Annotated in this window: 28 protein-coding genes; 12 read left to right on the top strand and 16 right to left on the bottom strand. The window is 69.1% G+C overall.

The window, feature by feature from the left end:
- The first annotated feature begins 8 nt into the window (after positions 1-8).
- Genes ACFUTX_RS06360 through ACFUTX_RS06350 form a run of 3 tightly spaced genes read left to right on the top strand, consistent with a single transcriptional unit; the run spans position 9 to position 3,228 of the window.
- Positions 9-1,046 carry an LLM class flavin-dependent oxidoreductase gene (locus ACFUTX_RS06360; protein WP_378861569.1) on the top strand — a complete coding sequence of 346 codons (1,038 nt, stop codon included), beginning with the start codon at positions 9-11 and terminating at the stop codon, positions 1,044-1,046.
- Positions 1,047-1,082: 36 nt separating this feature from the next.
- Positions 1,083-2,447 carry an MFS transporter gene (locus ACFUTX_RS06355; RefSeq protein ID WP_378861567.1) on the top strand — a complete coding sequence of 455 codons (1,365 nt, stop codon included), beginning with the start codon at positions 1,083-1,085 and terminating at the stop codon, positions 2,445-2,447.
- Positions 2,448-2,466: 19 nt separating this feature from the next.
- Positions 2,467-3,228: an SGNH/GDSL hydrolase family protein gene (locus tag ACFUTX_RS06350; protein WP_378861565.1), complete on the top strand. Its 762-nt coding sequence runs from the start codon at positions 2,467-2,469 to the stop codon at positions 3,226-3,228.
- On the opposite strand, the gene ACFUTX_RS06345 is transcribed toward ACFUTX_RS06350, so the two are convergent.
- From ACFUTX_RS06345 to ACFUTX_RS06330, 4 genes are all read right to left on the bottom strand, one after another.
- Entirely contained in the window at positions 3,217-3,699 is a 483-nt protein-coding gene (locus tag ACFUTX_RS06345) for a DUF2087 domain-containing protein (protein ID WP_378861563.1), read from the bottom strand. The two genes, ACFUTX_RS06350 and ACFUTX_RS06345, sit on opposite strands and share 12 nt — an antisense overlap.
- Entirely contained in the window at positions 3,696-4,265 is a 570-nt protein-coding gene (locus ACFUTX_RS06340; protein WP_378861561.1) for a dihydrofolate reductase family protein, read from the bottom strand. The genes ACFUTX_RS06345 and ACFUTX_RS06340 overlap by 4 nt, the downstream gene beginning before the upstream one ends.
- Positions 4,266-4,328: 63 nt before the next feature.
- Positions 4,329-5,168, bottom strand: a complete 840-nt coding sequence (locus ACFUTX_RS06335; RefSeq protein WP_378861559.1) for a carbohydrate kinase family protein — start codon at positions 5,166-5,168, stop codon at positions 4,329-4,331.
- The gene (locus tag ACFUTX_RS06330; RefSeq protein ID WP_378861557.1) at positions 5,165-6,082 is read right to left on the bottom strand and encodes a pseudouridine-5'-phosphate glycosidase; all 918 of its coding nucleotides are present in this window, start codon (positions 6,080-6,082) and stop codon (positions 5,165-5,167) included. Before ACFUTX_RS06330 ends, ACFUTX_RS06335 begins: the two co-directional genes overlap by 4 nt.
- A gap of 178 nt (positions 6,083-6,260) precedes the next feature.
- Between ACFUTX_RS06330 and ACFUTX_RS06325 the strand changes: the two genes are divergently transcribed.
- Entirely contained in the window at positions 6,261-6,524 is a 264-nt protein-coding gene (locus ACFUTX_RS06325) for a DUF6458 family protein (RefSeq protein WP_378861555.1), read from the top strand.
- A gap of 117 nt (positions 6,525-6,641) precedes the next feature.
- Entirely contained in the window at positions 6,642-7,388 is a 747-nt protein-coding gene (locus ACFUTX_RS06320; RefSeq protein WP_378861553.1) for a phosphotransferase, read from the top strand.
- Between the two features lie 10 nt (positions 7,389-7,398).
- On the opposite strand, the gene ACFUTX_RS06315 is transcribed toward ACFUTX_RS06320, so the two are convergent.
- Entirely contained in the window at positions 7,399-7,869 is a 471-nt protein-coding gene (locus ACFUTX_RS06315) for a GNAT family N-acetyltransferase (protein WP_378861551.1), read from the bottom strand.
- 99 nt (positions 7,870-7,968) lie between these two features.
- Here ACFUTX_RS06315 and ACFUTX_RS06310 point away from each other — a divergent pair, with 99 nt between their 5' ends.
- Together ACFUTX_RS06310 and ACFUTX_RS06305 are read left to right on the top strand one after the other, a co-directional pair.
- Entirely contained in the window at positions 7,969-8,538 is a 570-nt protein-coding gene (locus ACFUTX_RS06310; protein ID WP_378861549.1) for an NUDIX hydrolase, read from the top strand.
- Positions 8,539-8,610: 72 nt separating this feature from the next.
- Positions 8,611-9,531 carry an AEC family transporter gene (locus ACFUTX_RS06305; RefSeq protein ID WP_378861547.1) on the top strand — a complete coding sequence of 307 codons (921 nt, stop codon included), beginning with the start codon at positions 8,611-8,613 and terminating at the stop codon, positions 9,529-9,531.
- Between the two features lie 20 nt (positions 9,532-9,551).
- On the opposite strand, the gene ACFUTX_RS06300 is transcribed toward ACFUTX_RS06305, so the two are convergent.
- The 3 genes from ACFUTX_RS06300 to ACFUTX_RS06290 are packed head-to-tail and all read right to left on the bottom strand — an operon-like array spanning position 9,552 to position 11,136.
- Complete coding sequence (locus tag ACFUTX_RS06300; RefSeq protein WP_378861545.1) at positions 9,552-9,821, bottom strand: DUF6510 family protein; 270 nt, start codon at positions 9,819-9,821, stop codon at positions 9,552-9,554.
- A complete protein-coding gene (locus ACFUTX_RS06295; RefSeq protein WP_378861543.1) occupies positions 9,821-10,546 on the bottom strand; it encodes a ferredoxin reductase in 726 nt (241 codons plus the stop codon). The genes ACFUTX_RS06300 and ACFUTX_RS06295 overlap by 1 nt, the downstream gene beginning before the upstream one ends.
- Entirely contained in the window at positions 10,543-11,136 is a 594-nt protein-coding gene (locus tag ACFUTX_RS06290; RefSeq protein ID WP_378861541.1) for a sulfite oxidase-like oxidoreductase, read from the bottom strand. The genes ACFUTX_RS06295 and ACFUTX_RS06290 overlap by 4 nt, the downstream gene beginning before the upstream one ends.
- 191 nt (positions 11,137-11,327) lie before the next feature.
- On the opposite strand from ACFUTX_RS06290, the gene ACFUTX_RS06285 reads away from it, so the two are divergent.
- Positions 11,328-11,885: an HdeD family acid-resistance protein gene (locus ACFUTX_RS06285; RefSeq protein ID WP_378861539.1), complete on the top strand. Its 558-nt coding sequence runs from the start codon at positions 11,328-11,330 to the stop codon at positions 11,883-11,885.
- A gap of 57 nt (positions 11,886-11,942) precedes the next feature.
- Here the strand turns inward: ACFUTX_RS06285 and ACFUTX_RS06280 are convergent, their stop codons facing one another.
- A complete protein-coding gene (locus ACFUTX_RS06280) occupies positions 11,943-13,931 on the bottom strand; it encodes a prolyl oligopeptidase family serine peptidase (RefSeq protein WP_378861537.1) in 1,989 nt (662 codons plus the stop codon).
- Position 13,932: 1 nt separating this feature from the next.
- Complete coding sequence (locus tag ACFUTX_RS06275; protein ID WP_378862863.1) at positions 13,933-14,697, bottom strand: SDR family oxidoreductase; 765 nt, start codon at positions 14,695-14,697, stop codon at positions 13,933-13,935.
- A gap of 51 nt (positions 14,698-14,748) precedes the next feature.
- Between ACFUTX_RS06275 and ACFUTX_RS06270 the strand changes: the two genes are divergently transcribed.
- The 4 genes from ACFUTX_RS06270 (at position 14,749) to ACFUTX_RS06255 (ending at position 17,495) form a co-directional block, all read left to right on the top strand.
- Complete coding sequence (locus tag ACFUTX_RS06270; RefSeq protein ID WP_378861535.1) at positions 14,749-15,240, top strand: NfeD family protein; 492 nt, start codon at positions 14,749-14,751, stop codon at positions 15,238-15,240.
- The gene (locus ACFUTX_RS06265; RefSeq protein ID WP_378861533.1) at positions 15,237-16,202 is read left to right on the top strand and encodes an SPFH domain-containing protein; all 966 of its coding nucleotides are present in this window, start codon (positions 15,237-15,239) and stop codon (positions 16,200-16,202) included. The genes ACFUTX_RS06270 and ACFUTX_RS06265 overlap by 4 nt, the downstream gene beginning before the upstream one ends.
- Positions 16,199-16,993, top strand: a complete 795-nt coding sequence (locus ACFUTX_RS06260) for a glycerophosphodiester phosphodiesterase family protein (RefSeq protein ID WP_378861531.1) — start codon at positions 16,199-16,201, stop codon at positions 16,991-16,993. Before ACFUTX_RS06265 ends, ACFUTX_RS06260 begins: the two co-directional genes overlap by 4 nt.
- Before the next feature lie 118 nt (positions 16,994-17,111).
- Positions 17,112-17,495, top strand: coding sequence for an RNA polymerase-binding protein RbpA (locus ACFUTX_RS06255; RefSeq protein WP_378861529.1), 384 nt, complete (start codon positions 17,112-17,114; stop codon positions 17,493-17,495).
- Between the two features lie 3 nt (positions 17,496-17,498).
- On the opposite strand, the gene lnt is transcribed toward ACFUTX_RS06255, so the two are convergent.
- From lnt to ACFUTX_RS06225, 6 genes are all read right to left on the bottom strand, one after another.
- A complete protein-coding gene (gene lnt, locus ACFUTX_RS06250; protein WP_378861527.1) occupies positions 17,499-19,076 on the bottom strand; it encodes an apolipoprotein N-acyltransferase in 1,578 nt (525 codons plus the stop codon).
- 37 nt (positions 19,077-19,113) lie between these two features.
- Positions 19,114-21,609 (bottom strand): DEAD/DEAH box helicase, encoded by a 2,496-nt coding sequence (locus ACFUTX_RS06245; protein ID WP_378861526.1) that lies wholly within the window; start codon positions 21,607-21,609, stop codon positions 19,114-19,116.
- Positions 21,606-22,367, bottom strand: a complete 762-nt coding sequence (gene tatC / locus ACFUTX_RS06240) for a twin-arginine translocase subunit TatC (protein ID WP_378861524.1) — start codon at positions 22,365-22,367, stop codon at positions 21,606-21,608. The genes ACFUTX_RS06245 and tatC overlap by 4 nt, the downstream gene beginning before the upstream one ends.
- Before the next feature lie 66 nt (positions 22,368-22,433).
- On the bottom strand, positions 22,434-22,691 hold the full coding sequence (gene tatA / locus ACFUTX_RS06235) for a twin-arginine translocase TatA/TatE family subunit (protein ID WP_378861522.1): 258 nt from the start codon (positions 22,689-22,691) through the stop codon (positions 22,434-22,436).
- 88 nt (positions 22,692-22,779) lie between these two features.
- Entirely contained in the window at positions 22,780-23,742 is a 963-nt protein-coding gene (locus ACFUTX_RS06230) for a helix-turn-helix transcriptional regulator (RefSeq protein ID WP_378861520.1), read from the bottom strand.
- Positions 23,739-24,734, bottom strand: a complete 996-nt coding sequence (locus ACFUTX_RS06225; protein WP_378861518.1) for a helix-turn-helix transcriptional regulator — start codon at positions 24,732-24,734, stop codon at positions 23,739-23,741. Before ACFUTX_RS06225 ends, ACFUTX_RS06230 begins: the two co-directional genes overlap by 4 nt.
- Positions 24,735-24,778: the final 44 nt, after the last annotated feature.

Genomic DNA, 24,778 nt, shown 5'->3' with positions numbered 1-24,778 from the left:
CTCCGGCCATGAGCGACCTCGCCGCTGTGCAACTCGGACTGGACACCTTCGGCGACGTCACGCGCGACGCCGACGGCAACCTCCTCAGCGATGCGGAGACGATCCGGAACGTCGTCGAACAGGCGGTGCTGGCCGACGAGGTGGGCCTGTCGTTCTTCGGCGTGGGGGAGCACCACCGCCGGGAGTTCGCCATCTCCAGCCCCGAGATCGTGCTGGCGGCCGCTGCCGCTCGGACCACCGGCATCCATCTCGGAACAGCCGTCACCGTGCTCTCGAGCGACGATCCGGTGCGGGTGTACGAACGCTTCGCGACGCTTGACGCGATCTCGCACGGTCGCGCGGAGGTGATCCTCGGACGCGGGTCGTTCATCGAGTCGTTCCCGCTGTTCGGCTACGACCTGCGGGACTACGAGACCCTGTTCGAGGAGAAGCTCGAACTCTTCTCGCACCTTCTCGAGGAGCGCCCGGTGACGTGGCAGGGCACCCTGCGCGCTCCGCTGACCGGGGCGGATGTCTTCCCCAAGACGGAGAACGGCCTGCGCGCCTGGGTCGGCGTGGGTGGCAGCCCGGAATCCGTGGTGCGTGCCGCGCGGTACGGCTTCGGCCTGATGCTCGCGATCATCGGAGGACCGGCGGACAGGTTCCGCCCCTTCGCGGAGTTGTACCGGCGTTCCCTGCCCACGTTCGGCCACGAGCCTCAGCCGATCGGCGTCCACTCGCCCGGGCACGTCGCCGAGACGGACCAGCAGGCGTGGGAGGAGGCGTACGAGGGCTTCGCCGCCATGAACAACACGATCGGCCGCGAGCGCGGATGGCCGCCGTACAGTCGCATGCGCTTCCAGCGCGACGTCGGGCCCGAGGGCGCCCTGTATGTGGGATCCCCGGAGACCGTCGCCCGCAAGATCGCCGACACGGTCCTCACCCTGGGGGTGCAGCGCTTCGACATGAAGTTCTCGACGGGCACCCTGTCGCACCAGCACCTGATGAGCTCGATCGAATTGTACGGATCGCGCGTGGCGCCTCTCGTTCGCGACATGCTGTCGTGAGGGCCGAGCCGTACGACCGGCTCGTACGATGACCTCATGACGGACGCATCCACCACCGCACCGCCGAGCGCCTCGCAGCGGCTCGACCGGCTGCCGTTCACCCGCAGGCACCTGAGGGTCCTGACCGGCTCGGGGCTCGGCTGGGCACTGGATGCGATGGACGTCGGACTCATCTCGTTCATCATCGCCGCGCTGGCTGTGCAGTGGCAGCTGCAGCCTTCCGAGACGGCCTGGATCGCCTCCATCGGCTTCGTCGGAATGGCGATCGGCGCCAGCGTGGGCGGTCTGCTGGCCGATCGATTCGGCCGCCGCTCGGTGTTCGCGATCACCCTCCTGGTGTACGGAGTCGCCACCGGTGCGAGCGCTCTGGTCGGGGGACTGGCGGCGCTGCTCCTCCTGCGGTTCGTCGTCGGCCTCGGTCTGGGCGCGGAGTTGCCGGTCGCGTCGACCTACGTGAGCGAGTTCGCGCCCGCGCGCATGCGAGGACGTCTGATCGTGATCCTCGAGGCCTTCTGGGCGGTGGGCTGGACGGCTGCCGCCCTCATCGGCTACTTCGTCATCCCGGCCTCCGAGGCCGGGTGGCGCTGGGCGTTCGCGCTGGGCGCGATTCCGGCGGCGTACGCCCTCTTCGTCCGATGGGGACTGCCGGAATCGGCACGCTGGCTCGAGCGGCGCGGCCGGCACGACGACGCCGACGCGGTCGTACGGTCCTTCGAGGAAGCCGCGGGTGAACGCCCGCGCGAGACCGTCACCCCCGCCCCGACCTCGCCGCAGCGCGAGCCGGCCGTGGCCTCCACCGTCGCGTCGCGCCTCGGGGCGCTGTGGGCTTCGGAGTTCCGGATCCGGACGGCGTGTCTGTGGCTGGAGTGGTTCTGCGTCAATTTCTCGTACTACGGCGCCTTCATCTGGATTCCGTCGATCCTGGTCAGCCAGGGATTCGATCTCGTGCGATCGTTCGGGTTCACCCTGGTGATCACGCTCGCACAGCTTCCCGGCTACGCCGTCGCGGCGTGGCTCATCGAGGTGTGGGGGCGTCGCGCCACCCTCTCGGTGTTCCTCATCGGGTCGGCCGTCTCCGCGGTCTTCTTCGGCACGGCGACGAGCGAGGCCGCGATCATCGGCGCGGGGATGGCGCTGTCGTTCTTCAACCTCGGGGCGTGGGGCGCCTTGTACGCGGTCACCCCCGAGATGTACCCCACGTCGCTCCGGGCGACCGGCTCCGGTTGGGCGGCAGGAGTGGGGCGCATCGCGTCGATCGTCGCGCCGCTGCTCGTTCCGCTGCTGCTCCTGACCGGCGGCGCGCCCCTCCTCTTCGTCGTCTTCGCCGCGTTCTTCGTCGTGGCCGCGGCGGCGGCGTGGGGGCTCGCCGATCGCCGGGGGGCGGCTCTCGACGACCGCTGAGCCGCCGTAGGCTGGGCTGATGGCTAGCGTTCGATATGTCGCCATCGGCGATTCGTTCACCGAAGGAGTGGGCGACGAGCTCCCCGACGGCCGGGTGCGCGGGTGGGCTGATCTGGTGTCGGAGGGGTGGGCGGATGCCTCGGCCCAGCCGGTCGAATACGCCAACTTCGCGATCCGCGGCAAGCTCGTCTGGCCGATCGTCGAACAGCAGCTCGAACCTGCGCTGGCGCTCAAGCCGACACATCTCTCCTTCAACGGCGGTGGCAACGACATGCTGCGCCCGCGGACGAGCGTGTCGAGGATCGTCGACGCCTTCCTCCATGTGGTGCGGCGCTGCGACGAAGAGGGCGTTCAGCTCATCGTGCTCTCCGGGGCCAACCCGTCGGCTCAACTTCCCCTGAGCCGCGTCATCCAACGTCGGGGCGATCTGCTCTCGGCCGCGGTCTCGGCCCGCATCGCCGACCGGCCCGACATCGTGACGGCCTTCAACTGGCCGGACCGCGAGCTTTCGACGCCGCCGTACTGGTCGGAGGACCGGCTTCACATGAACTCCCGTGGCCATCATCGCGTTGCGGCACGGGTGCTCACCGCGCTCGGTCTGGAGCCGCCGGCGGCGTGGTGGTCGCTTCCGCCGCTGCCACCTTCGGCGAGGCGCGGGGCGGCGTACTACCGCGAGCACGTCGGCCCGTGGGTTCAGCGGCGCCTTACCGGCACGTCATCGGGCGACGGTCGGCAGCCCAAGCATGCCGAATGGTTCGAGGTGCGCCCCTCACTCGGGTGAATCCGCCAGCGCGTACTCCGAACCCGAGCGCGTGCGTTCGAGCAGCCCGGCATCGACGAGATAGCGACGAAGAGCCGCGACGTCGTCGGCGAACGCCTCCAACCGTTCGTTCGTCTCGATCTCGGTCAGGACCTCGCCCTGCGCGAAGGCCCGGCTCGCCACCCACCGCAGCAGTTCCTCGCGGTCGGCCGCGTGGACCGGATAGCGATCGATGCGGCCGGTGTCGGCGAGGAAGCGGTGCGGTCCGGTCGGGCGCGGCCGGGCCGTTTCGGCGAGAATCTCGCGGACGATCCGATCGTCGAAAACGACGTTGTCGCCGTCTCGGCGGAGAAGTCCCAGATCGACCAGCCGCGTGATCGCTCGCTCACGACGAGCGGGCGGCAGCGATGGCTCGGAGATCGCGTCCGCCAACACGGCGCGCAGTTCGGGATTCAGCAGGACCGCGAGGATGCCGCGCCACCGATCGCTCACGACGCGCTCCGGTCGAGCGAGTACGTGAGCTCGGCGAAGGCGCCTGCCTGCCGGACGCCGAGGAGCGTCAGCCGGTCGGCGCCGATTCGGCGGGGGAGGAGAGGCTGACCCGCGGGGAGCGTCGCCGGGGCGACGGAGACGCGGATCTCATCGAGCAGCCCGGCGTCGGCGAACTGTCCGGCGAGGTCGCCACCGCCGACCAGCCACACGTCGCGGTCGCCGGCCGCCTCGGCGATGTGCGGCCACGTCGCCTCCACATCGCCCCGCACAAATCGCACGTCCGCTCCCGGCACAGGCGGGAGCGCGCGCGTGGTGAAGACGAAGGTCGGCCTCGAGCCGTAGTAGCCCGGCCACTTCTCGGGGTGCGCCAGGAGATCTTCGTGCCGGAGAACCCACTCGTAGGTCGAGGACCCCTGCACGAGCACGCCGACACCTTCGAGGAAGCCCTGGAAATCGGCATCGCCGCCCTCGCCGCCCGGCGTGGCGAAGAGCCAGTCCAAGGAATGCTGCTCGTCGGCGATGAACCCGTTGAGCGTGGCGGCGGTGAAGAAGATGACGCGAGGCATCCCGCCACGGTAACGCGCGGTGACGACATTCGTCCTCGGAGGCCGTGGCGAGATGTCTTCTTGCTACAGCGCGCCGGCCACGCGGAGCGCCGCCGCGGCGTGGCGCGACCCCGCGGCCGCGCTCGCCCAAGGATCCCCGCCCCGGAGAGCCGAGACGATGTAGCCGGCGGCGAACGCATCGCCCGCTCCGGTGCTGTCGACCACGTCGGTCACCCGTGTCACCGGCACCTCGGCGGTCCTGCCCTGGGAGGTCACGCGCACGGGGTCCGCGCCTCGCTTCACCACGAAGTCCGCTCCCGCCGGGTCGAGGCCCAGATCGCGCGCAACCTGGGCCTCGTCAGCGTTGGCGAAGACGACGGAGGGGCGGATGCGCCCCACCACCGCCGACAGCTGCTCGCCCCCGAGCTCGCGCAGAGTCGCGACGCTGGAGAGATCGAGGCTCACGGGCGCCCCCCGGCGGGAGACGGCGGCCGCGGCATCCGTGATCGCCGTTCGCGACCTCTCCGATGCGAAGCCGTAGAGCGGGAGGTGAAGCCAGTCCGCCCCGTGGATCCAGGAAGGATCGATGCGGTCGAGGTCAGCGGCGGCACCGCGGTCGGTGATCATCGTGCGTTCGCCGGCGTCGTCGACGAGCACGACGATCGCGCCGGTGCGGCCACCGCACTGAACGCGCGCCTCCACGCCGACCGCTTCCAGTTCGGCGACGAGCGTCCGTCCGATCGTGTCGTCCCCGACGCGACCGATGAAGCGAACCGGATGCTGCCGCGCGGCCGCCGCCGCGACATTCGCGGCACTTCCGCCCCGCGTGAGCGCCACCCGCGCGGGATTGTCCGTCGCGTGCTCGAGGGCCGACGCACCGAGGACGACGATGTCGGCGACGAGGTCGCCGACCACGACGATCACGGACCTTTCCGACCGAGAGCGACGGCGATCTCGGCGCCCAGCCGGACGTTGCCGCGATAGACGTCGACATTCACGTCGAGACTGCGGCCGTCCGTCTCCCGCTGCATGAAGTCGAGGAGGAACGGCGTGGTGTCGTGGCCCGCGATGCCTGCCGCGTCTGCGGCAGCGAGGGCGCGGGCGAGCACCTCGTCGTGCAGCGCGGGGTCGAGCTCCCGCTCCGCGTCGACAGGATTGGCGATCAGCAGCGTCGAACGGATGCCGAGATCGTCGCGGGTGCGGGCCATCGCCGCGATCTCGTCCGGGGACTCCGCGGAGTACTCGAGGTCGTGTCCGGAGTCGGCGATGTAGAACCCGGGGTAGTCCGTCGTGCGGTAGCCGACGACGGCCAGATTGAGGGTCTCGAGCCTTTCGAGGGTGAGAGGGATGTCGAGGATCGACTTGACGCCGGCGCTCACGACGATGAGCGGCAGGCCCGCGAGCGTGCCCAGGTCGGCGGATTCGTCGAAGGTGCGCTGCGCATCGCGATGCACACCACCGAGACCACCCGTCGAGAAGACCCGGATGCCGGCGCGGTCGGCGAGGAACGCGGTTGCGGCCACAGTCGTTCCGGCGCTGAGCCCCTTCGCCGCCGCGACCGGCAGATCACGAAGGCTCGCCTTCACCACTCCGTCGGTCGTGGAGAGTCGCTCGATCTCGTCGGGACTCAATCCCACCGTCGGGCGGCCGTCGACCATGCCGATGGTGGCGGGCACGACGCCGTGCGACCGCACTTCGGCCTCGGCCTGCAGCGCGACGTCGATGTTCCGAGGGCGGGGCAGGCCATGGGTGAAGATCGTCGACTCGAGAGCGAGCACCGGAGCACCGTCGCGCACGGCCTCGCGGACCTCGGGGGAGAGGGAGAGAGCGGCGGTCACGGCGATCCTTCCGACGTCGTAACGTCACCCTATAGACCCGCTGGCCTCCGCCGAACCGACCTGGCCGGTTTGTCAAGGCCTTGTTGCGTCGTCCCGCCGTGCGCGACCCTGACCGCAGGGACGTTCGCGTCCCGGATCAGGGGAGGGCCGATCGTCGTGCCCCGGAAAGGAACCTCGCATGAGCATCGGAGCAGGAATCGCACTGTTCGCCATCGGAGCCATCCTGGCCTTCGCGGTGAACGTCCAGGTCGAGTGGGTCAACCTCGACATGATCGGATACATCCTCATGGCCGCGGGAGCGGTGATCTTCGTCATCGGCCTCGTCCTCATGGCGCGGCGCCGGTCGACCGACACGGTCACCCGCACGGCGGTCGACCCTGTCGCCGGCGAGCGCGTCACGCGCCGGTCGACCAGTTCCACGGACGACACCGTCGGACTTTGACACCCCGGGGGCTGGGCGAGGCGCAGTCAGCCTCGCCCCGCCGCCGCGTCGGTGAGGCGGTGCCGCGGGCGGGTCCGGCTGCTCCCGTCCATTCGCTGATCTCGCTAGTTTCGACGTGTGGAAGACGAGACCGCGCTCGCGGGCGGCAATGCGTCGGGTGAGGTCGTGCGGGTCGGCTCTACCGTGCGCAAGGCGTGGACCCCATCGACTCCGGCCGTCGTATCCTTTCTGCGTTCGCTCGCCATGGCGGGTATCGATGTTCCGGCGCATCTCGGGCGAGACGACGCGGGACGTCAAGTCCTCGAGTATGTCCCCGGTGAACTGGCGCAGGATCTGCCGCCCCTCGATCTCGGTGAGCTCGCGCGCGTCGGCAGCATGGTGCGAGCCATCCACGACGCGTCCGGCGGGATCCCGGTGGACGCCTCCGCGCGATGGGAGAGTCTCATTCCCGCTCCCGCCGACGACCTCATCTGCCACAACGATCTTGCGCCGTGGAACCTCGTCGTCGGGGAGCGGTGGGTCTTCATCGACTGGGACGGCGCGGCCCCCAGTACGCGGTTGTGGGACCTTGCTTACGCTGCCCAGTCGTTCTGTCTGAACGACCCCCATGAGCCGCTCGAACGCGCGGCGGAGCGCTTGCGGGCATTCGTCGAGGGGTATCGTCCCGACCGCGCGATGCGCACCGCTCTGCCGCGCGTCATGGGGGAGCGGGCCGATGCGATGCATGCGCTGCTGCGCAGCGCGCACGAATCGGGACGCGAGCCCTGGTCCGCGATGTTCGTGGCGGGGCACGGCGAGCACTGGAGAACCGTGGCAGCGTACGTCCGCAGCCACGATGACGTGTGGGCCGCGGCGCTCGCGTGATCGGTGGGGATCACAGCTCCCGGATGTAGCAGAGCATCCGGTAGTCCTCGCCGGGAAGGATGTTCACAAAGCCGTGGCGCTCGTAGAACCGCCGGGTGTCGCGGTCGATCTCGTCCACGTTGATGTGCATCTCGCCGACGCCTCGCGCTCGCATCTCGTCGAGGGCAGCCGTGATGAGCGCGGTGCCGATGCCACGATCGCGGAGGTCCGGTCGCACGTAGAGCTCTTCGAGCTGGGCCAGCGGGCCGTCGTGATACGGCGTGGGACGCAAGGTCAGATACCCGAAGCCGACCGCGTCTCCGGCGTCCTCGGCGAGGAGCACGAGGACGTCGTCGAGCGCGAGAAGCACCCCGAACCGGCGTGCGAAGAATTCGCCATCAGGAGTCGGGGAGTCGAACTCTCGGTTGAAGTCCCAGAGCAGTCTCCCGACGAGGGCGGCATCGCCCACGGTGGCGGAGCGGATCGATATGGGGTGCGCCATGGTCTCATCCTGGCCGAGCGGAGCCGGCCCGGCCAGGCTCACCACCGCGGCGGCTCCCTTCGGTTTGTCGCGACGGGATCGTTACGACAAACTTTTCGGATGCCTGTCGACGACCTTCTCGCTCGCCTGAAGGATTTCCCGCCGAGTGAGCAGCGCGATTCGTACGAAGACTTCATCCGCGAGGGAGGAGATTCGTCTTTGCGCCGAGAAGGTGGGCCGGAGCATGTGACGGCCTCATGCTTCGTTTTCTCGCCCGATCGCGACCACGTTCTGCTCTGCTTCCATCGCAAGGGCCGATTCTGGGTGCAGTTCGGCGGGCACATCGAGCACGACGATGTATCGGTGAACGCCGCCGCACAGCGAGAGGCGCGCGAAGAGTCGGGGATCAGAGACCTGACGCTGGCTTCCCCGCAGATTGTGGACCTTGACCGTCACGAACTCCATTCCGGGTTCTCATGCGCCGCGCATTGGGACATCGGGTATGCGGCGATCGTGTCCATGGATTCCCGTGTCGCGGTCAGCGACGAGAGCGTCGACGTTCGTTGGTTCGCGCTCGACAACCTGCCCGCTGACACGCCACCTCGCTTCGAGACACGGGTGCGACGCGCGATGCGGGCGACAGCGCAGATCGCGGGGCAGAGGGACGACTCGCGCCAGACCTCTAGTTGACATAATGTGCATTATCAGCGATTACGCTTCGGCTGATTGGGCCGACGTGCCACGGGTCCGTAGGCTCGGAGGATGCTGGAGTCGCTCACCGGATTCGTCGTGGTGGGCGTCGCGATCGTCGTCGGCTGGATCATCGGCCGCATCGATCTGCTCGGCGAGCATGCGCGGCCCGTTCTGGCACGCCTGACGTTCTTCGTTCTGTCGCCGTTCCTTCTCTTCGTCGTCCTCGCGCAGGCGGACGTTCGCACGCTGTTCTCCGCGCTGCTGCCGGTTTCGGCCATCGCCGCCGTCGTCATCATCGCCGCCTACGCGCTCGTCGCGCGGCTGTGGTGGAAGCGATCGGTCGGCGAGACCGTCATCGGCGCGCTGAGCGCCGGACAGGTCAACAGCAACAACATCGGCATCCCGCTGTCGCTCTACCTGCTCGGGAGCGCCGCGTACCCCGCTCCCGTCATCCTTCTGCAGCTCCTCGTCTTCACCCCGATCACGATGTCGATCCTGGATGCCGTCACCGCCGGCCGAGCGAGTCTGTGGCGTTCGGTTGTTCGCACCTTCACCAATCCGATCGTCCTGGGATCGGTTCTGGGAACGATCGTGTCGGTGTCCGGAATCGACCTGCCGCCCGTGGTCATCGAGCCTGCCACCCTGATCGCCAACGCCTGCGTGCCGATCCTGCTCATCTCATACGGGATCTCACTGCACGGCCAGCGCGTCCTCGCCCCGTCCGGACGCCGGCGCGACGTCATCCTCGCCACGGCCCTCAAGCTGATCGCGATGCCGGCGCTCGCGTGGGTGGTCGCGACGTTCCTCTTCCGGCTCGATGCCCACGACGTGCTCATCGTCGTGGTCCTTGCGGCGCTCCCCACCGCACAGAACGTCTTCAACTACTCCCAGCGGTACGGGGTGGGAGAAACGATCTCGCGCGACACCGTCTTCCTGACCACCATCGGCTGCATCCCGGTGCTGATCGCCGTCACGCTGCTGCTGGGCTGACGCGACCGCCGGCGGACCGGTCAGGGACGCCGCAGCTCCCGCAGCGCCCCGAACACCATCCGGACACCGCCCGGGTCCGCGAGAACGGTCATCAGAGTGTGCGTGCACGATCGGCACCGCACGATCGCGGCCGTCTCGTCGATCTCGACCACCGCCTCCGCCAGGGGCGCCGCCTCCCCGCACCCGGCGCAGGTGGCGATGAGCAGCGTGATGTCGCCGTCGACCACGTCCGCCATCACCCCGGCGAGAGCATTGCCGTCGACGGTCGCCGTCGAGATGTCCCTGCGCATCACGAGCCTCCGAATCGCTCGGTCTTCACATTGCCCGCCGAGTGTCCCAACGCGACGAGAGTGTCCGCCACCTGCTCCACGAAACCCGTGGGCCCGCAGACGTAGACGATGGGTGCGCGCTCGGACGGCCATACCGCCGCGCGGATGCTGTCGCCGTCGAGCCGGCCGACCCGCCCCTGCCAGGCCTCCGGAGCTGCCCGGGTGTAGGCCCAGGTGAGGTCCACTCCCCCGTCGTCGGCGAGCTGAATGAGCTCGTCGCGATATATCGCGTCTTCGGGTCTCCGCACCGAGTACAGGAGCCGGACGGATGCCGCAGCCGAGGCATCCGTCGCCGCCCGGGCCATCGCGATCAGCGGCACGATGCCCGAGCCTCCCGCGATCAGCTGAGTGGGCCGCTGATCGCTGGGCCGCCACACGAAGTAGCCTCCGAGCGGACCTTTCACCTCGAGCTCGTCGCCGGGCAGCACATCCCGCACGAGGTAGGGCGAGACCTCGCCCTCGGGCACTTCGTCGACGCCCAGCTCGATCGTCTCGCTCGGCCCGTACGACGCCATCGAGTACGACCGCACGGCCTGGTAGCCGTCCTCTGCGGTCAAGCGGATGTCGACGTGCTGACCGGCTTCGCTGCCCGGCCAACCCGGAACCTGCAGCCGAAGGACGCGAGCGCTGGGCGTCGCCTCGATCACCTCGGTGACGCGGGCGGGCCGCCACCCGCCGACGATCACCAGTAACGCTCCTCGGTCCACGGGTCGCCGTGCATGTTGTAGCCGTTCTGCTCCCAGAATCCCGGAGCGTCGCCGTCCATGAGCTCGAGACCCCTCACCCACTTGGCGCTTTTCCAGAAGTAGAGGTGCGGTACCAGCAGCCGGGCCGGTCCCCCATGCTCCGGATCGAGCGGTTCGCCGTCGAACTCGTACGCTACCCACGCCTTCCCGTCGGTCAGGTCTTCCATGGGGATGTTCGTCGTGTAGCCGCCGTAGGAGTGCGCCATGACGTGCGTGGCTTCGCTCTCGACGGACTCGAGGAGAGTGTCGACCGAAACGCCGCGCCACGAGGTGCCCAGCTTCGACCACCGCGTCACGCAATGGATGTCGGTGGTGATGTCCTCGGTGGGCAGTTCGAGGAACTCGTCCCAGGTCCATCGGGCGAGACCCCTGCCGTCCTCGACGAGCGTGAAGGTCCACTCATCGGTGTCGATGCGCGGCGTGGGGCCGGCCGAGAGCACCGGAAAATCCTCGGTGAGGTACTGGCCCGGCGGCAGGTTCGGATCCGTCTCGCGTCTGCGGGCACCGAAACCCCTCGAGAACACAGCCATGCTGAACCTCCGACTTCTCGCTCCACACTCACCGCTCACCGTAACGCTCTGGGACCTGAGCGCGCGAGCGGGTACAAAGTCCCGAGTCGATTCCCTCCCGCGACACACGATGTTCATGCCGCGGAACTTCGCCCTCGGGTTTAGGCTTAGCGGCACCTTCACAGGCAACTCTCAGAAAGGACACCCCTCGCATGTCCACCGCATCACCCGCCGAGAAGTCAGCTCTCAACGGCATCCGCACGGCGATCGGCGTCGGCGGCGTGCTCGCCGTCATCGTCGGCATCCTCATCCTGGTCTGGCCCGGCAGGACCGCGATGGTCGTGACGGCCATCATCGCGATCTACGCCATCGCGGCCGGCCTCGTCTACGCAGGCCTCGGCATCTTCTCCAAGGAGAAGGGCGGATGGGCCCGACTCGGGCACATCGCCCTCGGCATCCTGTTCATCATCGCCGGCGTCGTGGCGCTGTTCAACCTGGGTCAGACCACTGCATGGCTGGCCGTGTTCGTCGGCATCCTCGTGGGCATCCTCTGGATCGTCGAGGGCATCGTCGCGCTCTCGACGCTGGGGGACGCGGCGTCGAAGGGGTGGTCGATCTTCTTCGCCATCATCAGCATCCTGGCGGGTATCGTCCTGCTCTTCTCGCCCCTGTACATCGCGTTCCTCTGGTGGCTCCTCGGCATCGCGCTCGTCGTGCTCGGAATCATCAACATCGTCCGCGCCTTCACCTTCGGCAAGAAGGATCTCTGATCCTCCGCTGACACGAAAGGCCCCCGGGGTTCATCCCCGGGGGCCTTTCGAATGCGCTCAGTCCGTCGGCAGCAGGCGCCGCCACCAGTCGAGCACCGCGTCGAACCGCTCCACGCGGTGACGCGGCTGGCCCGACCGGGTCAGCTCATGGTTCTCGCCCGGGAAGATCAGCAGCTCCGCGTCGGTCCCCTGCCGCTTCAGCGCCGAGTAGTACCTCGTCGCCTGCTCGAGCGGGCACCGGAAGTCGAGCTCGGAGTGGATCACCAGCGTGGGTGTGCTGACCTGTCCGACCACGGCCATCGGGCTCTGCCGGGCGATGTCGTCCGACGACACTCCCACGTACTCGTCACCGAAGAACGTGCCGATGTCGCTCGTGCCCTGGAACGACGCCGGGTCGAGGAAGCCTCGCTCCACGATCGCGCCGGCGAACCGGTGGTCGTGCGCGATGATCCATGCGGTGAGGTAGCCGCCGTACGATCCGCCCATGACCCCCGTACGGTCGCCGTCCAGACGCGGATCCGACGCGATCGCTCCTTCGAGGAAGTCGACCACGTCGGCGAAGTCGACGGTCCCCATCGACTGACGGATGCTGCGACCGTGCGCGCGCCCGTATCCGGCGGAACCGCGGGGGTTGCAGTAGACGACGGCGTAGCCGGCGTCGACGAGCACCTGCGTCTCGTCGAACAAGTGGATGCCGTACGAGGCATACGGTCCGCCGTGGATCTGGAGGATCACGGGGAACGGTCCGGCCCCCTCCGGCGTCGCGACCCATCCGTGCACGGGGTAGCCGTCGCGACCAGCGACGGTGAGCTCGCGGGGCGAGACGATTCCGGATGCCGCGGCCCGCGCCCCGAAGGCGGTGAGGGTGCGCGCGGACCCGCCGTCCACCACGACCAGCTCGCCCGCCGACTCGGGCGTGGCCACCGCCACCACGACCTTGCCCGACGCGGCGGCATGCCCGGCGACCTCCACGTCGCCGGCCAGAACCTCGGCCAGCTCGCCGTCGCGCGACACGCGCAGCAGGACGATCCGACCCCGGGTGCGATGCTGCACCAGGAAGTCGTCGCCGTCTGCCGTCAGGTGGCTTCCCACCTCGCCGAGGTCGATCGATTCGGCGTCGGTCAGGCGGCGGAGCCCGTCGGCGTCCAGCAACCAGAGCCCGACCCCCGGAGCGACGAAGTCGACCCCCCGCTCCCCCACCTCGTGGGCGAGGAGGGCGAGCGCACCGTCGGGCGCCGTCTCGAGTCCGAAGACCGAGAGCCCCGCATCCACTCCGACCACCTCGCGGCCGGCGCCGCCATCGACGGGCAGCGCGACGACCCGGGAGCGCAGGTCGCGCCGGTCGGGTTCGATCTCTTCGACGACCGTGAGGACTTCCGTGCCGTCGGAGGAGAAGACGGCGCCTCCGTGCGAAGCCGGACCCTCGGTCAGGCGCCGAGCCTCGGTCGGAACCACCGGCCGGACCGGTGCCGGATCACCCTCGCCTCGCACGGACGGCGCCGGCTCGTAGAACGGCTCCGCGTCGGTCTCGGGCACCGCGGTCACGAAGACATGGGCGGGGCGGTCCGCGATGTACCCGAGGCCGTTGGCGTTCCACCGGACCCCCGTGATGCGACGCGGGGCCTCGGCCGCGGCATCCAGCCCCTCCACCGTGCCGTACCGCCCGCGCTCCGGCACGCGCGCCACGAAGGCGATCGAACGACGGTCGGGCGACCACGAGAAGGACTCGACCCCGACGGGGGCGTCGGTGACCTGAACGGGCTCGCCCCCGGCCGAGGGGATCACGAAGACCTGGGAGCGGCCCTTCGCGTCGCCTCGCAGAAACGCCAGACGCGCGCCGTCCGGTGAGATCGCGGGCGCCGCGTCCGCGACGCCCCGCGTCAGCCGCCGTGGCGTTCCAGCCGGGAGGTCGATGCGCCAGACCTGCCCCACCGAGCGGTTCGCCTCGATGTCCGGCCGGGAGGATGCGAAGACGGCGAACGAGCCGTCGGGCGCGATCGACGGGCGCCCGACCGAGATCAGCGTCTCGATGTTGTGAGCCCGCACGTCACTCCCCCGCGAAGGAGCTGGTGTCACCCACGAGGCGCGTGTTGTCTGATGGGACCGGATCGATCGCAGCGGCTGCCACCTCCGCCGCGAACTCCGAGACGTTGTAGAGCTTTCCGGCTCCCTCGCGCCGGGCGGCGATCGCGCCGGGGTTGGCCCGCTCGAGAAGCGTTGCGGTGATCGTTCCCTCGATCATGTCGCCGGAGACGACGACGAAGTCGATGCCGCGCTCGGCGAGAACCGGGATGCGCTCGCGAAGCGCGTCTTCGCCCGCGCGCTTCGACAGCGCGACGGGCTCGTACTCGGGCATGGTCGGGGTCGTACGGATGAAGTGGGCCTGATGACTGGTGACGAATACCACCCGCGAGCCCTCGCCGAGCAGCGGCAGAGCGGTCTCGAGAACGCGCACCTGGGCGTCGCGATTGAGCTGCAGGGCGTAGTCCTCGGCCATGCCCGCCTCCATGCCCCCGGACGCGTTGAGGACGAGGACGTCGAGGGCGCCGAACTGCTGCTCGACGGCGGCGAACATCGCCTGGACGGACTCGGCATCGGTGAGGTCGGCACCCACCACGAGCACCTCGACGCCGAGCTGGCGGAGTTCGGTCGCCAGCTTCTCGGCACGCGGGGCCTTGTTGCGGTAGTTGATGACGACGTTCGCGCCCGCCTCGGCGAGATAGCGCGCGGTATCGGCTCCGATGCCCCGCGACGACCCGGTCACGAGCGCGGTCTTGCCGCTCAGCGAACCGGCAGGAAGCACTGTGGATATCTCAGTCACGCCCTCGACCCTACCTGCTAGGTTCGGAGGACGAGGAGGCGCATGGTGGAGCTCGTCCAGACGATCGAACAGTACGCGTGGATCGGATGGCTGGTGCTGATCCTGGCCTTCCTGGTCATCGAGATGCTCACGCTCGACTTCACGTTCCTCATGCTGAGCATCGGCGGTCTCGCCGGCCTCGGCACCGATCTGCTCGGCGCTCCGCTATGGCTGCAGGTCATCGTGGCCGGCGTCGTCGCCGCGGTGCTGGTGCTCTTCCTGCGCCCGCCGCTTCTGCGGCGACTCCGGCGCGGCGAAGACCCCACGCCGTCCAACGTCGACGCGCTCATCGATCTGGGCGGCCGGGTCGTGTCGACCGTGAGCGCGCACGGCGGGCAGGTGCGCCTCGTCAACGGCGACACCTGGACCGCACGCAGCGACTCCGGCGAACTGGAGCCCGGCACCGAGATCAGCGTCCGGCGCATCGAGGGCGCCACCGCCGTCGTCCGTCCCGTCACCCCGCACACCGAACACCTGGAGAACCCGCGCGCATGAGCGACCTCGACAGCTTCGTCCCCACGGCCATCGCCTGGCTGCTCGCCATCGCGGTCTTCATCTTCGTGCTCGTCGTGATCATCCGGTCCATCCGCATCATCCCGCAGGCGAACGCGGGCATCGTCGAGCGTCTGGGGCGCTACCACAAGACCCTGACTCCGGGCCTCAATCTGCTCGTGCCGTTCATCGACCGGCTGCGTCCGCTCATCGACATGCGCGAGCAGGTCGTGTCGTTCCCGCCGCAGCCGGTGATCACCGAAGACAACCTCGTCGTGTCGATCGACACCGTCGTGTACTTCCAGGTCACCGACGCCCGCGCGGCCACGTACGAGATCGCCAACTACCTCGGGGCGGTCGAGCAGCTCACCACGACCACCCTTCGCAACGTCGTCGGCGGATTGAACCTCGAAGAGGCGCTCACGAGCCGAGACAACATCAACGGCCAGCTGCGCGTGGTGCTCGACGAGGCGACCGGAAAGTGGGGAATCCGCGTCGGGCGCGTCGAGCTGAAGGCGATCGACCCGCCGATCTCCATCCAGGACTCGATGGAGAAGCAGATGCGAGCCGAGCGCGATCGGCGCGCCGCGATCCTGACTGCCGAGGGCTCCAAGCAGTCGCAGATCCTCGAGGCCGAGGGGCGTCGCCAGGCCGAGATCCTCAAGGCGGAGGGCGACAAGCAGGCGCAGGTTCTCCGCGCCCAGGGTGAGGCGGAAGCGATCCAGACGGTCTTCGATGCGATCCACGTCGGCAACCCCGACGACAAGCTTCTGGCGTACCAGTACCTGCAGACTCTGCCCAAGATCGCCGACAGCGCCTCGAGCAAGCTCTGGATCATCCCGAGCGAGTTCACGGAGGCGCTGAAGGGGCTCACGAGCGCCTTCCCCGGGGCTGGGACGGATGCCGCCGCCCGCCGGTCGCCGGCCGCCAGCGCCCCCTCGGAGACCTCGCCGACGGCACCGTGAGGCGCCACCCCTGGTTCGAGGGCGTCGGCACTCCGCGGGTCCTCGCGCATCGCGGGCTCGTCACCTCAGAAGACGCGCTCCACGGGGTGGTGGAGAACTCTTTCGCCGCCGTCGCCGCCGCCCATGCGGCGGGCGCGGACTACGTCGAGTCGGACTGCCACCTCACCGCCGACGGTGTCGTGGTGCTCTTCCACGACGCCGACCTGTCTCGCGTCGCGGGCGACCCGCGGCCTGTCGCCGCGGTGAGGTCCCGCGAGCTCGACGACCTCATGTCGGAGCGCGGTGGACTCCTGACCCTCGATCAGGCGCTCGAGGCCTTCCCGACGATCAGGTTCAACCTGGACGTGAAGGCCGCCGGCGCCGCCACCCCGGTCGGTGAGGCCGTCTCGCCGCATGGTCACCGGGTGCTGGTGACGAGCTTCTCCGACGATCGGCGCCGGACGGCGCTTCGCGCCGCGGAGACGGCGGGACGAGGCATCCGCCCCGCCACGTCAGCAGGCTCCGCCACCATCGCGCGACTCCTCGCCGCGCTGCAGCTGCGGTCGCCCCGGCTGATCGCCCGCGTCCTGCGGGGTATCGACGCGCTCCAGATTCCCGAGAGGCAAGGTCGACTGAGGATCCTCACTCCCCGGCTGATCCGCGTGGCCCATGACTGCGGCGTCGAGATTCACGTCTGGACTGTCAACGAGCGCGACGACATGGCGCGGCTCGTCGGGCTGGGCGTGGACGGCATCGTCACCGACAGGGCCGACCACGCTCTTCGCCTCTTCGGGGGCGCCGGCACCGGGTGATGCCGTCGGCTCTCGGTTCGCATGTGAATCCACTGTGAAAGCCTTTTGCGCAACCCCCTTTCGGATGATCCGCTCAGGTCGCTTGGTTATACCTATACAGCGACGAGAGGACCACAAAATGGCAGACCGCAGCTTGCGCGGCATCCGGCTCGGCGCCCAGAGCCTACAGAGCGAAGAGGGCGTCGTGTTCCACGAGCGTGCGCAGCACATCTACACGTGTACCGTCTGCGGACGCGACACGACCCTGACTTTCGCAGCCGACGCCGAAGTGCCGCCGGCATGGGAGTGCCGCACCTGCGGTGCCGAGGCGCTGCTGCGTGTCGGCGAAGGCACCGCGACGGTGGATCACTCCGGTGACAAGACCCCGCGCAGCCACTGGGACATGCTGCTCGAGCGTCGCACGATCCCCGAGCTCGAAGAGCTCCTGGAGGAGCGCCTCGCCTACGTCCGTGCCCGTCGTGGCGCCGGCGAAGATGTGACGATCGACAAGATCAGCGCCTGACGATCAGCCGCGCCGAGCAACGCCGGTCCCCTCGGGGGCCGGCGTTCTCGCATCCCGGCGTCCGAGCACCGCGACGGCCGTCCCCAGGGCGACGAGGGCTACGAGCGACCCCCATCCGAGAAGCAGCTTCAGCCATGGCCCGATCAGCACCGCCGGTGTCAGCCCGGTGCGAAGGGGCACATCCGTCACCATGTGCCCCGGCTGCCCGGCCGGCAGACCGTCGATGGTCGTCCCGTCCGGCGCGATGACCTGGCTCGTGCCGACCGTCGACAGATTGACCACGGCCCGCCCCGTCTCTATCGCCCGCATGCGCGCGAACGCGAGCTGCTGCAGGTTCTCGTCCGTATCGCGGAAGTCGGCGTTGTTCGTCTGGAACATGTACACCTGCGCACCGTCCCGCGCACCGGCCCAGATCACGTCGTCGTAGATCACGTCGAAGCAGATCGCGAGCCCCACCCCGACGCTCTCGACGTCGAAGAACGGCGGGTTGGTTCCGGGCGTATACTCCCGTTGGATGAGTCCGATGAGATCCGGCGCGAGCGCCTCGAAGAACCACCGGTCCGGCACGTACTCGCCCATCGGCACCGGGTTCGCCTTGTCGTGCAGCTGAACCGCACCTTCGCCGGCAAGCCACAGCATCGACGTGTTGAACGTGTCGTTCCCACGGGTGGTCGCCGCGTTGACGATGAGCGGAGCCTCGACGCGCGTCGAGAACGCATCGAGGATGTCGGCCGTCGCCTCGTTGGCCAGCGGGTCCGAATCGATCCCGCCCTCCGGCCAGAGGACGACGTCGACATCCTCCCCCAGGAGGGGGGCGGATGCCTCGAGCTGGGCATTCAGCACGTCGTTGCGGGATCGCTCGTCGAAATAGCCGGACGGGCCGTTCCCCTGAACGCTTCCCACGCGCAGCGAGCCGGAAGCGCTGGTCGGAAAGGCGGGAACGAGCAGGAGCAACGCCGCCATCGCCGCCGCCGGGAGCGCGGTCCGGATGTCGCGAAGGCGCGCCGCCCGAACCCATTCGATCACCGCGGCCGTGAACGCCACCATGAGGAAGGTCAGCCCGGCGACGCCCGTCCACGAGGCGAGGTGAGCGAGGGGGCTCTCCGACTGGCTCATGCCGATTCGCGCCCACGGGAAGCCGGTGTACGGCCACGAGCCCATGAAGAGCTCCCGTGCCGTCCAGACTCCGCCGATCAGGATCGGGAGAAGGATCAACGACCCCCATCGTGAGGGGAAGACCCGCGGGAACCACCGGTACGCCAGCGTCAGCCCGATCGACCCGACGGCCATGAAGACCGTCTCGATCCCCGCCAACGCGTACCACGGCACCACCCCGAGATAGCGGGTGATCCAGACGATGTGGATCAGATAGAAGGTCGCCCCGAACACGAACCCGACCAGGAGCGCGCCCGCAACCGACCGCCCGATCAACCCGACCAGGGAGAGCCCGACGCCGACGAAGGCCAGCGGCCACCAACCGACCGAGGGGTAGGCGAGATCCAGCACCACTCCCCCGACGACAGACGTCAGGACAGCGACCCACAGCGGCAGAAGCGGGCGCGGCGCGGCGGCGAGGGGCACGAATCCACCCTAGACGGCGGGGACTGAGCGCCCGCTGTCAGACGCCCGAGTAGGCGACGATGCCGCGGCGGACGGCATCCAGAGCCTTCCGCGCCGTGGTCGCGAGCGGCACGTCCGCCACGATGGAGAGCTGGTCGAGCAGGTCGATCGTCTGCTTGGACCACCGAACGAAGTCGCCCGCTGCCATGTCCGCCTCCTCGAGGACGCGGTCGAGCGCCGCCCCGCGTGCCCACGAGTGCATCGCCTGAGCGAGTCCCGCCGACACCGGCTCCGACCCGGGCAGGCGGTACTCGCGCTCGAGGTCGTCGAGCTGCTGCCACAGGTCCAGCGTCTCGGCATACGCCGTGCGGAACGCACCGCGAGGAAGCCCGCGCTCGCCGGGGCCGCCGTCGTCGCGCCGAGGCTCGTAGACGAGACAGCAGGCGAGGGCCGCCAGGGACGCGGCATCCAGATCGTTCCACAGTCCGCGTCGCAGCGACTCGGCGACCAGGAGGTCGCGCTCGCCGTAGATGCGTCGCATCGTCCGACCCGCAGGGGTGAGAGAGGTCCTGTCCGCGTCGACGTGAACGTACTCGAGGCGCGTGAGAACGTCGACGACGCGATCGAAGATGCGCGCCACCGTTCCCGTGCGGGTGTCGATCTGCTGCCGCAGCTTGGCGATCGTCCGCTCGAGCTTCCAGTAACGCTCCGCCCATCGTGCATGCTGCTCCCGGTCGGGGCACGAATGACACGGATGCCTCTGCATGCGCTTGCGGAGGGACGCGATCTCGCGCTGCCGCTCGTCGCGGGTACGTCGTGAAGCCCCCGCGTCCTTGCGATTGAGCTTCTCGAGATCGCTGAGCTCCCGCCGGATCGCAGAGTACTCGGTGAAGTCGCCGCGATCGCAGGTCATCGCCTTGCGGTACCCGGACAGGGACTCCTCCTGCTCGCGGACCTGGCGGGCGATCCCCACCACGGCACGGTCCGCCTGGAACTGGGCGAACGAGGACTCCAGGATCTCGCGAGCCCGCGCCCGGCCGAACTGGTCGATCAGGTTGACCGCCATGTTGTACGTCGGTCGGAAGCTCGAGTTGAGCGGATAGGTTCGCCGCGACGCCAGAGCCGCCACCGCCTGCGGGTCGAGCCCTTCCGTCCATTGGATGACCGCGTGGCCCTCGACGTCGATGCCGCGTCGTCCCGCCCGGCCGGTCAGCTGCGTGTACTCGCCGGAGGTGATCGCGACTCGGGCTTCGCCGTTGAACTTCTCCAGCTTCTCGAGGACGACGGTGCGTGCGGGCATGTTGATGCCCAGCGCCAGCGTCTCGGTGGCGAACACCACCTTCACCAGCTTGCGCTGGAAGAGCTCCTCCACGACCTCCTTGAACGCCGGAAGCAGTCCGGCGTGGTGGGCGGCCACCCCGCGCTCCAGGTTGTCGAGCCATTCCCAATAGCCGAGCACGGCGAGGTCCTCGTCCAACAGCGTGCGGGTGCGCTCCTCGACGATCGCGCGGATCTCGGCGCGCTCCTCCTGGCTGGTGAGCCGCACTCGCGCGCGCCGCACCTGCTGGACCGCGCCGTCGCACCCTGCGCGGCTGAAGATGAAGAAGATCGCCGGCAGGAGGTTGGCTCGCGCGAGCAGCTCGACGACCTCGGGACGGTCCAGCCGCTCGATCCGCTGCACGTTCGCCGAGCGCACGGGGCGTCGGCCGCCACGCTGAGGGCGCCGGCGCGTCGCCTCGTACCCCGCATGGCGGGCACTGCTGGCTGCCTGGGCCCGACGATTGCCCTCGAAGGAAGGACCCTTGAAGGAGCGGATCCGCATCAGCTCCTGGTTCACCTGCGCCGTCGCGATGCCGGCGCGGTCATCGAAGAGCGGGAGGAGGTCGCCTCGAACGAGGACGTGCTGCTCCAGCGGCACCGGACGGGTCTCGGAGACGATCACCTCGGTGTCTCCGCGCACGGTGTCGAGCCAGTCGCCGAACTCCTCGGCGTTGGAGACGGTCGCGGACAGCGACACGAGTCGGACGCTGGGCGGGAGGTGGATGATGATCTCCTCCCACACGGCGCCTCGGAACCGGTCCGCGAGGTAGTGCACCTCGTCCATGACGACGAACCTCAGACCGCGAAGCGCCGGCGAGTCCGCGTACAGCATGTTGCGGAGCACCTCGGTCGTCATGACGACGATCCTCGCGTTGCCGTTGATGTTGGTGTCGCCGGTCAGCAAGCCGACCTGATCGGCACCGTAGACGTCCTGAAGCTCGCGGAACTTCTGGTTCGACAACGCCTTGATGGGCGTGGTGTAGAACGCCTTGTCGCCGGATTCCTGCATGGCGAGATGCACCGCGAACTCGCCGACGATGGTCTTGCCGGCTCCCGTCGGCGCCGCGACCAGGACGCTGCGGCCGTCTTCGAGGGCGCGACAGCCCTCGAGCTGGAATTCATCGAGCGTGAATCGCTGCGCCGCCGCGAAGTCGGCGGTGCGAGGGTGGCTCCGGTCGAGAGCAGCCGCTTCTCGGGCGCGAGCGTAGCGTTCGGCCGGACCGGGGTCCGTCACGCGCTCGCCTCGGGCGGCAGGATGAGCGCGTCGCGCCGGGCTCGGCGCCGGTCGAAGAGCAGGGAGACGCCGGCGGCGGCGAAGAAGAGGAGCACCATGATGCCGGACAGCATAAGCATGCTGACCACGTCGGCCGCGGGGGTTGCCAACGCCGCGAAGATGACGGACACGAGCACCGCGACCCGCCATCCCTTGAGGATCGCGCGGCCCGACATGACCCCCGCGAAGTTCAGCGCGACCAGGAACACCGGAAGCACGAAGGCGACGCCGACCACGATCAGCAGCTTGAAGACGAAGTCGTAGTAGTACGCGGCGTCGTAGAAGGACGCCGCCCCCATCGGGACGAACGAAGCCATGAGCTCGACGATGTGCGGCATGATCACGAGGCCCATCGCGCACCCCGCGAAGAAGAGCGGGATCGCGGCGGCCAGGAACCCGACGGTGTAACGCACCTCTTTACGCGTCAGGCCGGGCATGATGAACGCCCAGATCTGCCACAGCCAGATCGGGGCGGAGATCAGCAGCCCGATGGCGAACGACATCCGAAGTCGAAGGTCGAACGCAGCCGTCACGGTGCTGAACATCAGCTCGACCTTGGCCTCTTCGCCCTCGGAGGCGGCGACCACGCGGAGCGGCTCGGTGATGAGATGGATCACGGGGTCGGTGATGAAGAAGGCGATCACCATGCCGACCACCAGCGCAGCGGCCGCCCACATCAGACGCTTGCGCAGCTCGACCAGGTGCTGGCCGAGCGACATGCGCTTTTCGCGCCGCGCCTCGTCAGATCGTCCGACGCGCGGCGGTCCCGCCGTTGCCACGGCGAATCAGGGCTTGGAGTCGGTGATTCCGCCTGCGTCCGTGCGCACCTCGGCAGGGGGCGCCTCGGCCGAGGCGGTCGTCCCGGCCGCGGGTGCGTCGGGCCGCGACGCATCGTCGTCCTTCATCGCCTTCATCTCACCCTTGAAGACGCGAGCGGACTGACCCATGCTCTTCGCCAGCGCCGGCAGCTTCGCCGCGCCGAACAGCAGCAGGATCACGGCCAGGATGATCAGGAAGTGCCACCCGGTAAGGCCTTGCAGCATGTCGTTGTCCTTTCGGCGGGTACCGCATTCAGTGTAACCCGCGGGTCCCGCTTCCGGCGCCAGCGGCCGCCCGGCGACGAGCGGCCGCTCAGCGGTACTGAGCGAGCCCCGCGTCGGCCCACTCCGCCGCAGCCCGACGGGCGGCGGACGGTTCGAGCACCTCCACCTCGCCGCCCCTCCGTGCCGCGAGGCGCCGCAGGCTGACCTCGTCGGCGATGCGCATCGTGGCGGTCGTCATTCCCTCGGCGGTCTCGATGGTGGCGCGATCCAGGTAATCGCCGAGCAGGCGGGCGACGGGCTCGGGGAATCGGATGCGCGCGACCACTTCGTCGTCGGCCGTCTCGAACCAGCCGGGCGCGGGATCGCCCGCGTGCGTGATCGCGATGTCGGTGAGCCGGAGATCGCTCACGCGGTCGAGGTGGAACGTGCGCATCGCCTCGCGGAGATGGCACCACCCCTGCAGATACCACTGGCCGTCCGCGATGTGCACCTTCACCGGGTCGACGGTGCGGGTGGTCGGCCCCGCGTCCGGCGCCTTGTACGTGAACGAGACCGCCACGCCGCGCCGGAGGGCCGCGGCGACGGCATCACGCACCTCGTCGACCGGGCCCGGCGCGACGATCACCTCGGCAGGCGCGCTCGATGCGCCCCGCGAGAGCTTCGCGAGCAGACCCGCGAACACCTCGGTGTCGCCGACCCCGGGGATGGCGCGCGCCAACTGAAGTCCCGCGAGCAGAGCCGCAGCCTCCCGGGCGGTCAGCTTAGGCGCTCGCTCGAGACCGACGGAGTTCGTGATCACCACGATGTCCTGCTCGTCGAGCAGATCCCAGTCGATGTCGAACAGGTCGTTCGCCATCTGCCAGTAGCCGCCGTCGCCGGGCAGGCCGATCACCGTCAGCTTCTCGACCATCGCACGCATCTGGTCGGGACTCACATCGAACTCGTCGGCCGCTTCGGCGATGGACACTTCGCCCTTGCCGATCAGATAGGGCACGAGCTGAAGCATCAGCGCCGCGCGGTCCGTCGCCACGAGGGAACGCCGCACGCTCATGCTCCCGCTCCGTTCAGGTCGCGGGCGGCGGCGAGTCTCTCGATCACACGATCCCGCAGTTCGGCGGGCTCGACCACCCTCACTTCGGGTCCGTACGACGCCAGCTCCTCGGCGAAGATGTGCGCATCGACGTAGGACACCTTGATCCCCTGCTCAGCCGGCACCGCGCGGCGTGCGAGGCGCAGGGCGGCCTCGGTTCCCGGGTTGACCTCCAGGAGCGACCAGTTGCTGGCCGCGACCGCTTCGAGTCCTCTCAGCGCACGGTCACCGGCGCCCTCGCGCAGCGAGGCGTCGAAGGACTCCCGCGTGATGGCCACCGGTCCGACGATCCGCATGAGCAGGAAGGTGCGGTCGGCCCCGACATCGAGATCGAACCCGTAGACGTGCCAGCGCGCCTCGTACTCCACGAGCGCGAGCGGCTGCAGGCGACGCGTACGCGGCGCCTCCTCCCCCGGCTTCAGGTACGGGAACTTCACGACCCGGGACTGCTCGATCGCCTGCTGCAGAGCAGGGAAGGCCGGGTCGCGCAGGCTGATGCGCGGCGAGTACCCGATGATCGGCTCGTCGACCGGGATCCCGAGAGCCCGGATCTTGCGGAGTCCGCTGCGAGCCTCGTCCGACATGGAGCTCTCGCTCCACACACCGCCGGCGAGGTTGAGCAGAGCCAGCTCCGCCGGGGTGAACTCGATGTCTTCCGGGAGCTCGTACTCGGTCGTCGGCACGCGGTATCGCGCCTCGCGAAGGTCGTCCGGATCGGCCCAGTCGCCGATCGTCTCGATCGGCACCCCCAGTCCGCGCAGACTCTCCTTGTCGCGCTCGAACATCTTCTCGAGCGCGTCCTTGGACGCACCGGACGCGCTCTGCTCGCGGTAGCCGGCGACCGACGTGAGGATGGTGTCCTTCGTCAGTCCCTGATCGGTGGCCATCAGCGCCACCACGAGGTTGACGAGCCGCTCCTCGGGCGGGTTCTTCGCGGGCGCGTTGGCAGGCACCCCATCATCCTAGGTGTGAGCGCGGGGACCGACCCCGATGGCGC

The sequence above is a fragment of the Microbacterium sp. NPDC057407 genome (genome assembly GCF_042803895.1).
Classification (GTDB): domain Bacteria; phylum Actinomycetota; class Actinomycetes; order Actinomycetales; family Microbacteriaceae; genus Microbacterium.
Note: the sequence above shows the minus strand (reverse complement) of the source record. Positions and strands in the feature narration are given on the sequence as shown.

Bases quoted from the DNA above. Each gene is read 5' to 3' on its own strand.
- ACFUTX_RS06255 (WP_378861529.1), top strand. From the start codon at position 17,112: ATGGCAGACCGCAGCTTGCGCGGCATCCGGCTCGGCGCCCAGAGCCTA.
- ACFUTX_RS06350 (WP_378861565.1), top strand. From the start codon at position 2,467: ATGGCTAGCGTTCGATATGTCGCCATCGGCGATTCGTTCACCGAAGGA.
- ACFUTX_RS06300 (WP_378861545.1), bottom strand. From the start codon at position 9,821: ATGCGCAGGGACATCTCGACGGCGACCGTCGACGGCAATGCTCTCGCC.
- ACFUTX_RS06290 (WP_378861541.1), bottom strand. From the start codon at position 11,136: ATGGCTGTGTTCTCGAGGGGTTTCGGTGCCCGCAGACGCGAGACGGAT.
- ACFUTX_RS06315 (WP_378861551.1), bottom strand. From the start codon at position 7,869: ATGGCGCACCCCATATCGATCCGCTCCGCCACCGTGGGCGATGCCGCC.
- tatA (WP_378861522.1), bottom strand. From the start codon at position 22,691: ATGCTGCAAGGCCTTACCGGGTGGCACTTCCTGATCATCCTGGCCGTG.
- ACFUTX_RS06285 (WP_378861539.1), top strand. From the start codon at position 11,328: ATGTCCACCGCATCACCCGCCGAGAAGTCAGCTCTCAACGGCATCCGC.
- ACFUTX_RS06230 (WP_378861520.1), bottom strand. From the start codon at position 23,742: ATGAGCGTGCGGCGTTCCCTCGTGGCGACGGACCGCGCGGCGCTGATG.
- ACFUTX_RS06340 (WP_378861561.1), bottom strand. From the start codon at position 4,265: ATGCCTCGCGTCATCTTCTTCACCGCCGCCACGCTCAACGGGTTCATC.
- ACFUTX_RS06355 (WP_378861567.1), top strand. From the start codon at position 1,083: ATGACGGACGCATCCACCACCGCACCGCCGAGCGCCTCGCAGCGGCTC.
- tatC (WP_378861524.1), bottom strand. From the start codon at position 22,367: ATGTCGCTCGGCCAGCACCTGGTCGAGCTGCGCAAGCGTCTGATGTGG.
- ACFUTX_RS06265 (WP_378861533.1), top strand. From the start codon at position 15,237: ATGAGCGACCTCGACAGCTTCGTCCCCACGGCCATCGCCTGGCTGCTC.
- ACFUTX_RS06325 (WP_378861555.1), top strand. From the start codon at position 6,261: ATGAGCATCGGAGCAGGAATCGCACTGTTCGCCATCGGAGCCATCCTG.
- ACFUTX_RS06305 (WP_378861547.1), top strand. From the start codon at position 8,611: ATGCTGGAGTCGCTCACCGGATTCGTCGTGGTGGGCGTCGCGATCGTC.
- ACFUTX_RS06310 (WP_378861549.1), top strand. From the start codon at position 7,969: ATGCCTGTCGACGACCTTCTCGCTCGCCTGAAGGATTTCCCGCCGAGT.
- ACFUTX_RS06270 (WP_378861535.1), top strand. From the start codon at position 14,749: ATGGTGGAGCTCGTCCAGACGATCGAACAGTACGCGTGGATCGGATGG.
- ACFUTX_RS06360 (WP_378861569.1), top strand. From the start codon at position 9: ATGAGCGACCTCGCCGCTGTGCAACTCGGACTGGACACCTTCGGCGAC.